The following is a 13,925-nucleotide window of genomic DNA, read 5'->3' as shown; positions in this document are numbered from 1 at the left end:
TAAAAAAAGCCCCTCAGCCTGAGCGAATGAGGGGCTAACTTACAGAGTACCGCTTTTTTACGCGTTGTTATTCAGAATCAGCTGGCCGTTATTATCCAGCGGGATCTGTGTGCCGGGATCTTTATCCATGCGAATCTTGCCCTGCTGGTCGCCAATCTTATAGGTGACATCGTAACCGAGCATTTTTTCCGACTTGTCATAGACGGTTTTGCAGCGCTGCTGCGTGGACGTATAGGTGTCGTTTTCCTGCATCGAGCCCTGGATCTGGTTACCGGCGTAACCGCCCCCCAACGCCCCGACCACCGTTGCCACATCCTTACCTCGTCCGCCGCCGAACTGATGACCAATCACGCCACCGGCAACCGCGCCCAGCACTGAACCGGTAATGCGGTTCTCATCCTGGACAGGCTTGCGATGCGTCACCGTCACGTTGCGACACTCCTGCCGCGGCGTCTTAATCGTCTCTTTGATAGGTGTTGCAGAAACCACCTGAGCATACTGTGGGCCACGATCAAACACGTTAAGACTGGCAACCGCCGCCACACCCAGCGCAGCAGCTACGCCAATCCCTATACCCGCCAACATCGATTTATTCACGGGAGATCCTCCTTCTTTGCTATTGGTTACAATCTTGCAACCAATGCAATAAGAAGCCCATCAGACTGCGGATGAAAATATCGTTGGTCGTCGTTAAAACAGGATGATTCAGAGAACTCTGAAGGAAGAGGCAGAACGGAGAAGGCACTCAGCACCGCCAACGGGCGATGCTGAGTCAGGCGGGATTAATGCAGTTTCAGACGCGGGCGGATCACACGGTTAATGCTGCCCACCAGCATCATCAGACCGGTTTTAAAATAGCCGTGCAATGCGATCTGGTGCATACGGTACAGTGAGATGTAGACGAAACGAGCAATACGCCCTTCCACCATCATCGACCCTTTGGTCAGATTGCCCATCAGACTGCCGACGGTCGAGAAGTTGGAGAGCGACACCAGCGAGCCGTGGTCTTTGTACTGATATGCTTTCAGCGGCTTACCGTTCATCTGCGCCAGAATATTGTTCATCGCACAGGTCGCCATCTGATGCGCAGCCTGAGCACGTGGCGGCACAAAGCCCCCTTCCGGACGCGCACAGGAAGCACAGTCTCCAATCGCGTAAACATCAGGATCGCGGGTGGTTTGCAGCGTCGGTTCGACCACCAGTTGGTTAATCCGGTTGGTCTCCAGACCGCCAATCTCTTTCATAAAGTCCGGCGCTTTGATGCCCGCCGCCCAGACCATCAGATCGGCCTCAATATATTCACCGTCTTTAGTGTGCAGGCCGCCCGCATCCGCGCTGGTCACCATCGTCTGGGTCAGTACGCGAACGCCGAGTTTCGTTAATTCGTTATGCGCCGCCGAAGAAATACGCGGTGGCAGTGCAGGCAGAATACGTTCACCGGCTTCCACCAGCGTCACGTTCAGCGCGTCGTTGGTCAGTCCTTTGTAGCCGTAGCTGTGCAGCTGTTTCACTGCGTTATGCAGTTCCGCCGACAGTTCTACGCCCGTCGCGCCGCCACCGACAATCGCAATATTCACCTTACCGTTCGCGCCCAGATTGGCGGAATACTTCAGGAACAGGTTCAGCATTTCCTGGTGGAAACGACGCGCCTGATGCGGGTTATCAAGGAAGATACAGTGTTCTTTCACGCCCGGCGTGTTGAAGTCGTTGGAGGTGCTACCCAGCGCCATCACCAGCGTGTCATAGGCAATTTTGCGTTCAGGCACCAGCAGCTCACCTTTCTCATCGCGCAGTTCTGCGATAGTGATGGTTTTCGCTTCGCGATCGATGTTCATCACCGAGCCCAACTGGAACTGGAAGCCATGGTTACGGGCATGCGCCAGATAGCTCAGCGCGTCCACGCCTTCATCCAGCGAACCGGTCGCCACTTCGTGCAGCAAGGGTTTCCACAGGTGGCTGTGGTTTCTGTCAACCAGCGTAATTTTCGCTTTTTTCTTGCGACCCAGCTTGTGTCCCAACTGCGTCGCCATTTCCAGCCCGCCAGCTCCCCCGCCGACAATCACGATCTTTTTCAATGGTGTAGTCAACGTGACCCCCTTAAAATGATTAACCAATTGTTAATTAAACGTTATAAACATAGCCTTTAATTAACAACAAGTTACGACAATGAAAATGTCCTTCGAGAGTGAGAATAACACATGCGGTGCATTGGTCATACCAAAATTGATGTGTATCAAGTTTTGCTGCTGAAAAGATAGACAACGCCAGAAAAACAGGCAAAAAAAACCAGCCCGAAGGCTGGCTTAATTCGACAATTCTGACAGACAAGGGGTCAACCCAGGGTCTTAAACGCTTTGATGCGCTGCAAGTGCGGCGAAATATTCTTAAACTTATGTGTCTGCTCTTCGTCCCACACGATCTCATAGAAATGGTGGAGCTCTTCTGACGACCGTTGGCTGTTCAGGGCTTCGTCATGACGCGAGAGAATAACCAGGCAACGATCGCGATTCTTCTCACGGAAGTTGGTCACGCACTTAGTGGCGATATCGGCATACTCTTCCGGACGATCGATCTTGCCTTCCATGTTCTCATACGGAAACAGGTTCGGATTAAACACCACCTGGCGAACATCGCAGAGAAAACCAATGCGTTCTGCCCAGTAGCCGCCGAGGCCAACGCCGCAAATCAACGGTCGCTCATCAACATTAAGCTGCAACATTTTGTCCACTTCTTTCAGCAGATGCTGCATGTCATGTTTCGGATGACGCGTGCTGTAGCTTATCAGTCTGACGTCCGGGTCGATAAACTGCAGCTGCAAGACTTTTTCGTGGTTTCCCGGACTGTTAGAGTCGAAACCGTGTAAATAGATAATCATCGCATCCTCACCAAACGTGCGTTAATGACCTGCTTTCTCTTCCTGCCAGCGTTCATGTAACTGGTTGAGCTGCGCGCTGACGGTTTTCCAGCGCGCCGAGTCCATCAGTTCCTGACGCGAAAATGAACCTTTATGATACAAACGTGTAACACGCTCTGCATTGATCGGCGACAGATTATCTAACACACTGACCGCCCCTTTACGATTATTGCAGACCAGAATCATATCACAACCCGCATCCAGCGATGCCTGCCCACGCTCAGCATAGCTGCCCATGATCGCGGCCCCTTCCATCGACAGATCATCAGAGAAAATGACGCCGTCAAAACCTAACTCCTGACGCAGAACTGTTTTCAGCCAGTGCGGAGAGCCGCTCGCCGGACGCGGATCAACGTCGCTGTAAATGACGTGCGCCGGCATGATAGCGTCCAGCTTGTTTTCGGTAATCAGCGTGCGGAACACGGACATATCTTTCGCCCGAATGTCCGCTTCCGGACGCGGATCGGTCGGCGTCTCTTTATGCGAATCGGCGGTTACCGCGCCGTGTCCAGGGAAATGTTTGCCGGTGGTTTTCATTCCTGCCGCGTGCATACCGTCAATAAAACGGGTCGCCATCGCCAGCGCTTTGATCGGGTCAGCATGATAGGAACGCTCGCCAATCGCGGCGCTGATATGCCCGACATCCAGTACCGGCGCAAAGCTGATATCAATATCCATCGCGATCATTTCACTGGCCATCAGCCATCCGGCCTCTTCCGCCAGTTTACCGCCTGTTTCCAGCCCGTGCAGCGCCGCAAAAGACTGTGCGGCGGGCAGTCGGGTGAATCCTTCCCGGAAACGCTGTACGCGCCCGCCTTCCTGATCGACGGCCACTACCAGATGGTTGCGCGACGCCGCACGGATCTGGCGCACCAGTTCACGTAACTGTTCCGGGTCGTGGTAATTGCGCGTAAACAGAATCAAACCGCCCACCAGCGGATGGGCCAGAATCTCACGCTCTTCCGCATCCAGCTCAAACCCTTCGACATTCAACATTACTGGACCCACACTGCTCTCCTTAATCCTTCGTTGCCAGCTGCCGCCAGGTTGCATCGGCCAGACTGATAAATTGTCGTTCGCCGGTCTGTTGCCAGCGGTATTCAAACCAACCGGCCTTCAGCATCAGTATCCACGGATACCAGCGTCTGACCTGTTGCCATAATTTGTGCCCGTCTATGCGTGCGCTAACGGCATACGCGTCGACCAGTTGCCGGTGTTGCTCAACATCGTCCACCCACACCGCCGCCAGTTCAAGAGCGATATCACCGTCTCCGGCATATTCCCAGTCGATTAGCCGTAGCCCTGCCGGGCCATGAACGATGTTGGCGGCGTGGACATCCATATGCAGCGGCGCGAGGCGTAGCGGACGAGGCTCCCCTCGCTTGCGCAGACGTTTTAACTCTCTTAACCAGCGTGGTGTTCGCCGTGCCGGATCGCTTCCCTGCCAGTATTGTTCCAGCAGCGGTAGCAGACAGATACGCCAGCCAAAACAGGGCTGCTGATGAAGATAATACAGTAAGCTCGCCAGTTCGTCGGCTCCTGGCAGTCCGGATTTTATCTCACCCGGAACATAGTCCACCGCCATCCAGCCGTTCAGGTAAAAACGCGGCTTCGGCGCAAGGCTTTCAGGCAGCCGCGATAAAGCATGATACTGGCGTAAAAAATGCGCTTGCGGCGCATCGGGATCGTGATGGCGGCGAAGAACCAGCCGCTGGGTTGGACTTTCAATAATCACACTCCCACCGCTAAGACCGCTCTGGCCTTCAGCGGCGGGACGATAGTGCGGAAAGTAGCGCGACAACACCGCGTCGCGCTCTGGGATATTATTGCTGCTGAACGGCACCTTTACCTGACCAGATTATCTCGCCAGTTTGTACCAGCATTAATTGCATTTGCAGTGATGGCGCGTTGACGTTACCCGAGGCGCTGGAATAAAGCACATAGTGCGCGCCAACGTTACGGGCAATACCAATCGCTTTGCTACGCGTTCCCAGACTGTCCTGCGGCGACAGCCCTAACTGCTGTTTTGCCATCGACAACTGTTGCGCAGAGACCAGGGTAAATTTGCCATTGTTCGCCAACGCATTGCGCAGCGTTTCAGTGGCTTCACCCGCGTTCAGCGAACCGTTAGTACGGTTATTCACGCTATCGACCAGCAGTACGCTCCCCGCCGTCACGCCGTCGGCCTGCAACATTTTGCCCACCATCGGCTGCATCGCGCTATTCCAGTCGTAATGACGTATGCGCGGCGCCGGTGCCGCAGTCTGATCTTCATGTTCAATAGGCCCCGGCTGTCCCGGGATCGTAGGCACCGAAGGGACCCCAGGAGCAGGTTCTTGCGGCTGTGCGGGCTGTTCCGGCGTGGGTTTCACCTCTTCAACCGGAGCAGGTTCACGTTGCACCACACAACCGGACAGGAACATCGCCAGCGCGGCTATCAATGCGTAGCGACTCATTTTTGTCTTCAAGATTCACCCCTTACAAATAAAGATAAAGTCTGACTTTGTGCGCCCCCAGATAATTGGCGCTGCCATACAGCGTGACCGACGAATGCGCCGGAATCGTCACGCTGCGCGGCGCTTCCAGAGGATGCATTTCTAACCCCCTGGCGTCATACCAGTAAAAGCGATAATGAACGGTAACGGGTTTTTGCCTTTCGTTATACAGCGTTGAGGATGCAGAGGGCTGAATATCAGACGTGGTCAATGTCGGCGCTTGCGCGGTGATACCCGCTGCCAGCAGCGTCGACTCCATCACCAGCGACTGTTCATCGCTTACCGGGATCTCAGGATGAGAACGGCACCCGGCAAGTAAGAGCAGACCCAGTGACAGCGCAATGCATCCTCTGGTCATCATGACAGGCCTTTGTGCGCGAGCATAGGACCGAGCGCGCGACCGCCCAGCAGATGCATATGGATGTGATACACCTCCTGACCGCCATGACGATTGGTATTCATGATCAGGCGGTAGCCATCTTCGGCAATGCCTTCCTGCTCAGCAATTTTTGCCGCCACGGTAATCATCCGTCCCAGCGCCTGCTCATGCTCTGCGCTGACGTCATTGACCGTCGGGATCAGAACGTTGGGAATGATCAGGATGTGTGTAGGCGCCTGAGGTGAAATATCCCGGAATGCCGTCACCAGGTCATCCTGGTAAACGATATCGGAAGGGATTTCACGACGAATAATCTTGCTGAATATAGTCTCTTCTGCCACGACGTTTTCCTTTTCTAAAAATTGCCATGCGTGATGTCATGCTACGCTGAGCCACATTGCGAGTATAGAGTATGATTGACTTAAACCTGCTCTTTCAACCTTAACCCACGATTTCTTAAGCAAAAAACCATCACAATGGCGCTCTTATAACCATTTATCCCCTCTCCTGTGCCAAAAAGTAATGAAACAAGATTTCAGAAAGCAAGTTACATCTGTTTACAGAGTAAATATGAATGCGTATATTTCGCATTTGCATTTTCATGCGTATTAAATGGTTTGAAAAATAAAAAGGGGCTCATCGCCACCTTACACGGCCTGAGCCAGAGTTCGTTCACTATTAAGGGCTTTCTGATGTCTTTCACAACACACAACAAGGATGAACAATGCCAGGCTGGCGCAACACCCTCGTTGCTGGCAGCCTGCATCGCGATGGCATTGATACCATCCATGAGTTTCGCGGCGACCACACCGGAAGAGACCGTCATTGTTGACGGTTCTGCGCCAGCAACCTTTGCGGACAACGACGAACAGGATTACAGCGTCAAATCCACCACCGCCGGAACCAAAATGATGATGACCCAACGCGATATTCCGCAGTCGGTCAGCATCGTCAGCGAACAACGTATGGAAGACCAGCAGTTGCAAACGCTGGGCGACGTGATGGACAGCACGCTGGGGATCAGCAAAAGCCAGGCGGATTCTGACCGCGTCAGTTACTTCTCCCGTGGTTTCCAGATTGATAACTATATGGTTGATGGTATTCCGACCTGGTTCGAATCCCGCTGGAACCTGGGGGACGCCCTCACCGATATGGCGCTCTATGAGCGCGTGGAAGTGGTACGCGGTGCAAACGGTCTGATGACCGGCACCGGCAACCCGTCAGCCTCCATCAATATGATCCGCAAACACGCCACCAGCCGCGAGTTCAAAGGTAACGTCTCGGCGGAATATGGCAGCTGGAATAAACAGCGCTACGTGATGGATCTGCAAAGCCCGCTCACCGATGACGGTAATGTACGCGGCCGCATAGTGGCGGGTTATCAGGACAACGACTCCTGGCTCGATCGCTATCACAACGAGAAAAACTTCTTCTCTGGCATCATTGATGCTGACCTGGGTGAAACCACCAGCCTGGCCGCCGGGTATGAGTACCAAAAAATCAGAGTGGATAGCCCAACCTGGGGTGGCCTGCCGCGCTGGAACACCGATGGCAGCAAAAACAGCTATGACCGCGCCCGTAGCACCGCGCCAGACTGGGCGTATAACGATAAAGAGATCAATAAAGTCTTTGTCACGTTCAAACAGCGTTTTGCCGACACCTGGCAGGCGACGATGAATGCCACTCACTCGGAAATCAAGTTCGACAGTAAAACGATGTATGTCGATGCGTATGTGAATAAGGCAGATGGCATGCTGGTCGGTCCTTACAGCAACTATGGACCGGGGTTCGATTACGTGGGCGGTACGGGCTGGAACAGCGGCAAACGTAAAGTCGATGCGCTGGATCTTTTTGCTGACGGCAGCTATGACCTGTTTGGTCGTCAGCATAACCTGATGTTCGGCGGCAGCTACAGCAAACAGAACAACCGCTATTACAGCTCCTGGGCTAACGTCTTCCCGGATGAGATCGGCAGTTTCAATAACTTCAATGGCAATTTCCCGGAAACCGACTGGGCACCGCAATCACTGGCCCAGGACGACACCACGCACATGAAGTCGTTGTACGCCGCAACGCGCGTTTCACTGGCTGATCCGCTGCACTTGATCCTCGGCGCACGCTATACCAACTGGCGTATTGATACCCTGAGCTACAGCATGGAAAAAAACCACACTACGCCCTATGCCGGTCTGGTTTATGACATCAATGATAACTGGTCTACTTACGCCAGTTATACCTCCATCTTCCAGCCTCAGAATAAACGCGATAGCGGCGGAAAATACCTTACGCCCATCACCGGTAACAACTATGAGGTTGGCCTCAAGTCTGACTGGATGAACAGCCGACTGACCACCACCCTCGCCGTGTTCCGCATTGAGCAGGATAACGTTGCCCAGTCGACCGGTTCACCGATTCCGGGTAGCAATGGCGAAATCGCCTATAAAACCGCGAACGGGACCGTCAGTAAAGGGGTTGAGTTCGAAGTTAACGGCGCGATTACCGATAACTGGCAGATGACCTTTGGCGCGACGCGTTACGTCGCAGAAGACAATGAAGGCAACGCCGTTAATCCGAATCTGCCACGTACCAGCGTCAAGCTTTTCACCCGCTACCGTCTGCCGGTGATACCTGATTTGACCGTCGGCGGTGGCGTGAACTGGCAGAACCGCGTCTACACCGATACCGCGACGCCCTACGGTACCTTCCGTGCTGAGCAAGGCAGTTACGCGCTGGTGGATTTGTTCACCCGCTATCAGGTAACCAAAAACTTCTCCGTGCAGGGTAACGTCAATAACCTGTTCGATAAAACCTACGATACCAACGTTGAAGGGTCGATTGTTTATGGTGAGCCACGCAATGTGAGCATCACCGCAAACTATCAGTTCTGATTGTAGCCCGTAAAAAAGGCAGCCATTCGGCTGCCTTAGTTCTCCCCAACTTCTTAGGTCTTAGCTGTTACGGATGTATTCATCCATCTCAGTTTTCAGGTTATCGGATTTCGTACCGAAAATTGCCTGAACACCGGAACCTGCGACCACCACACCAGCGGCACCCAGTTTCTTCAGGCCAGCCTGATCCACTTTCGCCACGTCAGCCACGCTGACACGCAGACGGGTAATGCACGCATCCAGGTTAGTGATGTTTTCTTTACCACCAAATGCCGCAATCAGCGCAGGAGCCATTTCACTGGTCGCGCCCGCTTTCGCGTCATCGGTATTATCTTCACGACCCGGAGTCTTCAGATCCAGCGCTTTGATCAGCACGCGGAAGATGGTGTAGTAAACAATCGCGTAGCCCGCACCGACAATCGGGAACAGCCACAGCTTGCTGCTGTTACCGGACAGCACGATAAAGTCGATCAGACCGTGTGAGAACGACGTACCGTCACGCATACCCAGCAGGATACAGATTGGGAACGCCAGACCCGCCAGAATCGCGTGGATAACGTACAGAATCGGCGCAACGAACATGAAGGAGAATTCGATCGGTTCGGTGATACCGGTCAGGAACGAAGTCAGCGCCGCGGAGATCATGATGCCGCCCACTTTGGCGCGGTTTTCTGGTTTCGCAGAGTGCCAGATAGCGATCGCAGCCGCCGGCAGACCATACATTTTGAACAGGAAGCCGCCAGACAACATGCCCGCTGTCGGATCACCCGCCATGTAGCGAGGGATATCGCCGTGGAAGACCTGACCTGCCGCGTTGGTGTATTCGCCGATCTGCATCTGGAAAGGAACGTTCCAGATATGGTGCAGACCAAACGGTACCAGGCAGCGTTCAATGAAGCCGTAGATACCGAACGCCACAACCGGGTTCTGATATGCAGCCCACTGGGAGAATGTCTGGATTGCCGTACCGATTGGCGGCCAAATGAAGGACAGAACCACACCGGTAAAGATCGCCGCCAGACCAGAGATGATCGGCACGAAACGCTTACCAGCAAAGAAGCCCAGATACTCAGGCAGCTTGATACGGTAGAAGCGGTTAAACATGTACGCTGCAATCGCACCGGAGATAATCCCCCCGAGTACACCCGTATCCGCAAGGTGTTTTGCTGCGATTTCTTCAGCAGGTAAATGCAGAACCAGCGGCGCGACCACGGCCATGGTTTTTACCATGATGCCATAGGCGACAACCGAAGCCAGAGCCGAAACGCCATCGTTGTTGGTAAAGCCAAGCGCGACACCGATAGCGAAAATCAGCGGCATGTTTGCAAAAACAGAACCGCCGGCTTCTGCCATCACGTGCGATACAACGGCTGGCAGCCAGCTGAAGTTTGCGGAACCGACGCCCAGCAGGATACCTGCGATAGGCAATACGGATACCGGCAGCATCAGCGATTTACCGACCTTTTGCAGGTTAGCAAATGCATTCTTAAACATAATTGAGAGTGCTCCTGAGTATTTGTGCTTTCTACGTTCACACGCATTGGCGAGGGGGGAGAACCCCGCCGTGGACAGGGCATCTAAGTGCCCTTTATTTATTACACAGAGTAAAATAAATCGGCGAAATATAGTTTGACGGCTATCACGTTTCAACCCAGGACAGCGCGTTAAGTTGCACATTTTGACAAAAAAGGTATCAGAATGTGTCAGTTCGCTCATTCACCGCCCACTTTGTGGCGGTGAACTTTACTCGCTTTAGTTATTAATTACGAGCTTTAAAAAAACTCAACGACGAGGCTGACTGCAGGCGGGAAGCGTTGATATGGAACAGGCGGGCAAAGTTATCGGTGGTGATCTGCGCCAATTCTTCAACCGCCACACCTTTCAATACGGCCATGTATTCCGCCACGTCGCGGACCATCGCTGGCTGATTCTCTTTACCCCGATGCGGTACCGGCGCGAGATACGGGGAATCCGTCTCCACCAGCAGTCGATCCAACGGCACATATCGCGCAGCGTCACGTAATTGTTCAGCATTACGGAAGGTCACAATGCCGGAAAAGGAGATATAAAAACCCAAATCCAGGAGTTTACCCGCCGTTTCTCTGTCTTCTGTAAAACAGTGTAGTACGCCGCCACAATCCGTCACGTTTTCATGACGAAGAATCGCCAGCGTATCGGCGCGGGCATCGCGCGTGTGGACGATCACCGGTTTGTTCAGTTCACGGCCGATCTGGATATGATGAATGAACGACGCCTGCTGGCGCACTTTTGTTTCGGGAGTATAAAAGTAGTCCAGTCCCGTCTCTCCCATCGCCACCACGTCGTCATCAGCCGCCAGATGACGCAGTTCTTCCACGTCATACGGTTCGTCCTGATTGAGTGGATGTACGCCGCACGAGAAAACGACGTTATCGCGCTGGCCGACCAGTTCCCGCATTCCGCGGTACCCTGGCAGCGTTGTCGCCACCGCCAGACAGAATTTCACATCGCGCGCAGCGGCTTTCGCCAGCACGTCATCCACATCCTTATGCAGAGATTGATAATCCAGGCCATCGAGATGGCAGTGCGAGTCGACTAAAAACATAATGTCTCTCTTACAGGTGGGGAACAGGCAACACAGTGCCTGGTTGCAGGTAATGCTCGATTTGCAAAAGAAGATCGGTTAACACCAGTTCACGGTTTATTCCGGTCACGTTAAGCAGTTGTTCGCGGCAGTGGCAGATGGCATTGAGGATTGCCTGAATACGCGTCTGAGAAAGCTGACCGGCAATCGTGGCGATCAGTTGCCCGGCATCCGCGTTGGTCATCACACTGGCCCCGTGCTGACGTTTAAGCGCATCCATCATTAACGTCGCCAGCCAGTGCAGTCTGACAGGCGCCTGTTCATGGTTAAGCACCGTCAATAATGAGTACCAGTCACCAGCAGGAATGCTGCTCGCCAGCGCCTGACACAACGCGTCACGTTGGGACCAGCTTTCGGACCCCAGGAGCGTCAGCGCCGCCCCCGGAGAACCGGCACTCAGGCGCAGCGCAGTCAATAACGCATCTTGTGACGCTGTCACTTCTCGTGCAAGCCACGATACCGCGTATGATTCACTCGGCGGCGCGAGATGATGTAAACGACACCGGCTGCGCAGCGTTGCCAGTAACCTCGCGGGTTCACGGCTGGCGAGAAAGAACCAGGTTTGCGCGGGCGGTTCTTCCAGCGTTTTGAGCAGCGCATTGGCGGCGGCATCAGTCATCAACGCCGCATCCGGGATCCAGACCACTTTGGCTCCGCCCAGTCGCGCACGCTCATACAGTTTTTCACTCACTTCACGCACAGCATCAATGCCCAGCGTGCTTTTCCCTTTTTCCGGGAACAGTGAATAGTAGTCCGGATGCGTTCCTGCCTGCATCAACTGGCAACCACGGCAGTGGCCACAGCTTTTATGTCCATCCGGTTGTTGACAAAGCAAGTAGCGGCTCAACGCATAGATCAAAGCATCGTCGCCCATCCCCGGTAGGGCTTGAATCAGTAACGCATGGTGACCCCTTCCCGCCTGATAGCTCGCTACCAGCTTCTCGAAGTCAGGTCGTAACCATGGATACCATTTCATTCTCCCTGCTCCTTCACCCACTCGGTGATGGTGGTACGGATATCGCTCATCACCGTATCCAGCGGCTGCGTCGCATCAATCGTGCGGATACTGGCATCCTGAGCGGCAAGCTCGAGGTAACGAGCGCGAGTACGATTAAAGAAATCAAACGATTCCTGTTCGATGCGGTCCAGTTCGCCACGGGCGCGAGCGCGCTTCAGACCCACCTCTGGCGTGACGTCGAGGTACAGGGTTAAATCCGGGCGGAAATCCCCCAGTACCGCATCACGAAGCGTCGCCAGCATCTGCTGATCGACCCCGCGACCACCACCCTGATACGCCTGCGTGGACAGATCATGACGGTCGCCAATTACCCATTTACCTTCTGCGAGCGCAGGTTTAATGACCGTCTCAACCAACTGCACTCGCGCGGCATAGAACATCAGCACTTCGGCTTTTACGGTAATGGTTTCGTCACCGACCGAACGAATGTCCAGTACCAGGCTACGCAGTTTTTCTGCCAGCTGCGTACCGCCCGGCTCGCGGGTAAAAACCATCTCGCGAATACCGAGTTGTTCAAGCGTCTCAACCACAACATTCTTTGCAGTCGTTTTTCCGGCGCCTTCCAGCCCCTCGATGACGATATACTTACTGCGCATTTTTTTCCTTAAGCACTTTCAGATAGTCCTGCACTGACCGGTTATGGCTGGCAAGATTAGTATTAAAAGTATGACCGCCTTTACCATCGGCCACAAAATAGAGATACGGCGTTTTGGCCGGATGCGCCGCCGCTTTTAGCGAGGCTTCACCCGGCATCGCAATCGGTCCTGGCGGGAGTCCTGTTATCGTGTAGGTATTATAGGCCGTTGGCGTTTCCAGGTCCGCGCGCGAGATCTTGCCATTATAACGCTCCCCCATTCCGTAAATCACCGTTGGATCGGTCTGGAGACGCATCCCGATCCGCAGGCGGTTAATAAAGACAGAGGCGACCTGATCGCGCTCGCTGGCAATGGACGTCTCTTTTTCAATAATCGAGGCCATCGTCACCAGTTGGTTTTGATCTTTATACGGCAGTCCTTCCGCACGCCCTTCCCAGACGCGCTCAACCGCCTTCACCATTTTCTGATGTGCGCGCTTAAGCAAGGCAACATCCGTGGTATTGGCGGTATACATCCAGGTATCGGGCCAGAACCAACCCTCCAGCCCATCCGTACTTTCAAGGCCCAGCGCTTTTGCAACGGTTTCGTAGCGATCGTCGCTCAGGGTATGCTTGATATACGGCGCATCACGCAGCTGTTTGAGATAGTCGCTTAAGCGCATACCTTCTACCAGCCGCAGTGGGAATTGCGCCTCTTTGCCACTTTCCAGCAGTTGCAGCATCTCGCGGACGCTCATACCCGGCGTTAAACGGTAGGTTCCGGCCTTAAAGTGGGAGAGTTCTGGTTCGACGCGCAGCAACCATTGAAACACGCGCGGGCGGTTAATTATCCGATCCGCATACAGCTGATCGCCCAGGGCCAGACGCCCGGTACCCGGCTTAAGGGTAAAAATGGTCTCTTCTTTGATCAGGATTTTACTGTCCGCAAGATGGCGAACCTTCCACATTCCCGCCCCTGCGGCAATGCCCAATACAACAACCAGTAAAAGGACAACACGAAACATTTTTTTCAT

14 protein-coding genes are annotated in these 13,925 nt (G+C 53.9%); 1 reads left to right on the top strand and 13 read right to left on the bottom strand.

Annotated features, from left to right (window positions below):
• Positions 1 to 57: 57 nt before the first annotated feature.
• The 8 genes from AOY24_RS10660 to hinT form a co-directional block, all read right to left on the bottom strand.
• Positions 58 to 597: a glycine zipper 2TM domain-containing protein gene (locus AOY24_RS10660; protein ID WP_043000968.1), complete on the bottom strand. Its 540-nt coding sequence runs from the start codon at positions 595 to 597 to the stop codon at positions 58 to 60.
• A 185-nt stretch (positions 598 to 782) separates the two neighbouring features.
• Positions 783 to 2,087 (bottom strand): NADH-quinone dehydrogenase, encoded by a 1,305-nt coding sequence (ndh, locus tag AOY24_RS10655; protein WP_044267520.1) that lies wholly within the window; start codon positions 2,085 to 2,087, stop codon positions 783 to 785.
• A gap of 245 nt (positions 2,088 to 2,332) precedes the next feature.
• A complete protein-coding gene (gene ycfP, locus AOY24_RS10650) occupies positions 2,333 to 2,875 on the bottom strand; it encodes an alpha/beta hydrolase YcfP (protein WP_043000970.1) in 543 nt (180 codons plus the stop codon).
• A 21-nt stretch (positions 2,876 to 2,896) separates the two neighbouring features.
• On the bottom strand, positions 2,897 to 3,922 hold the full coding sequence (gene nagZ / locus AOY24_RS10645) for a beta-N-acetylhexosaminidase (RefSeq protein WP_054176602.1): 1,026 nt from the start codon (positions 3,920 to 3,922) through the stop codon (positions 2,897 to 2,899).
• 10 nt (positions 3,923 to 3,932) lie between these two features.
• Entirely contained in the window at positions 3,933 to 4,757 is an 825-nt protein-coding gene (gene thiK, locus AOY24_RS10640) for a thiamine kinase (RefSeq protein ID WP_054176601.1), read from the bottom strand.
• Positions 4,738 to 5,370 (bottom strand): penicillin-binding protein activator LpoB, encoded by a 633-nt coding sequence (lpoB, locus tag AOY24_RS10635; RefSeq protein WP_043000973.1) that lies wholly within the window; start codon positions 5,368 to 5,370, stop codon positions 4,738 to 4,740. The genes thiK and lpoB overlap by 20 nt, the downstream gene beginning before the upstream one ends.
• 22 nt (positions 5,371 to 5,392) lie before the next feature.
• Positions 5,393 to 5,767: a YcfL family protein gene (locus tag AOY24_RS10630; RefSeq protein WP_043000974.1), complete on the bottom strand. Its 375-nt coding sequence runs from the start codon at positions 5,765 to 5,767 to the stop codon at positions 5,393 to 5,395.
• The gene (gene hinT / locus AOY24_RS10625) at positions 5,767 to 6,129 is read right to left on the bottom strand and encodes a purine nucleoside phosphoramidase (protein ID WP_043000975.1); all 363 of its coding nucleotides are present in this window, start codon (positions 6,127 to 6,129) and stop codon (positions 5,767 to 5,769) included. Before hinT ends, AOY24_RS10630 begins: the two co-directional genes overlap by 1 nt.
• Before the next feature lie 351 nt (positions 6,130 to 6,480).
• On the opposite strand from hinT, the gene fhuE reads away from it, so the two are divergent.
• On the top strand, positions 6,481 to 8,676 hold the full coding sequence (fhuE, locus tag AOY24_RS10620) for a ferric-rhodotorulic acid/ferric-coprogen receptor FhuE (protein ID WP_044267519.1): 2,196 nt from the start codon (positions 6,481 to 6,483) through the stop codon (positions 8,674 to 8,676).
• 60 nt (positions 8,677 to 8,736) lie between these two features.
• Here fhuE and ptsG read toward each other — a convergent pair whose 3' ends face one another.
• The 5 genes from ptsG to yceG form a co-directional block, all read right to left on the bottom strand.
• Entirely contained in the window at positions 8,737 to 10,170 is a 1,434-nt protein-coding gene (gene ptsG / locus AOY24_RS10615; RefSeq protein WP_042319612.1) for a PTS glucose transporter subunit IIBC, read from the bottom strand.
• Between the two features lie 265 nt (positions 10,171 to 10,435).
• On the bottom strand, positions 10,436 to 11,260 hold the full coding sequence (locus AOY24_RS10610; protein ID WP_043000978.1) for a metal-dependent hydrolase: 825 nt from the start codon (positions 11,258 to 11,260) through the stop codon (positions 10,436 to 10,438).
• 10 nt (positions 11,261 to 11,270) lie between these two features.
• A complete protein-coding gene (holB, locus tag AOY24_RS10605) occupies positions 11,271 to 12,275 on the bottom strand; it encodes a DNA polymerase III subunit delta' (protein ID WP_044266009.1) in 1,005 nt (334 codons plus the stop codon).
• Complete coding sequence (tmk, locus tag AOY24_RS10600) at positions 12,272 to 12,913, bottom strand: dTMP kinase (RefSeq protein WP_043000980.1); 642 nt, start codon at positions 12,911 to 12,913, stop codon at positions 12,272 to 12,274. Before tmk ends, holB begins: the two co-directional genes overlap by 4 nt.
• The gene (gene yceG / locus AOY24_RS10595; protein WP_054176600.1) at positions 12,903 to 13,925 is read right to left on the bottom strand and encodes a cell division protein YceG; all 1,023 of its coding nucleotides are present in this window, start codon (positions 13,923 to 13,925) and stop codon (positions 12,903 to 12,905) included. The genes tmk and yceG overlap by 11 nt, the downstream gene beginning before the upstream one ends.

Origin of the sequence: Citrobacter sp. CtB7.12, assembly GCF_001297795.1 — a bacterium.
GTDB classification, from domain to species: Bacteria; Pseudomonadota; Gammaproteobacteria; order Enterobacterales; family Enterobacteriaceae; genus Citrobacter_A; species Citrobacter_A amalonaticus.
This window is presented reverse-complemented; position numbering and strand designations above follow the sequence as displayed.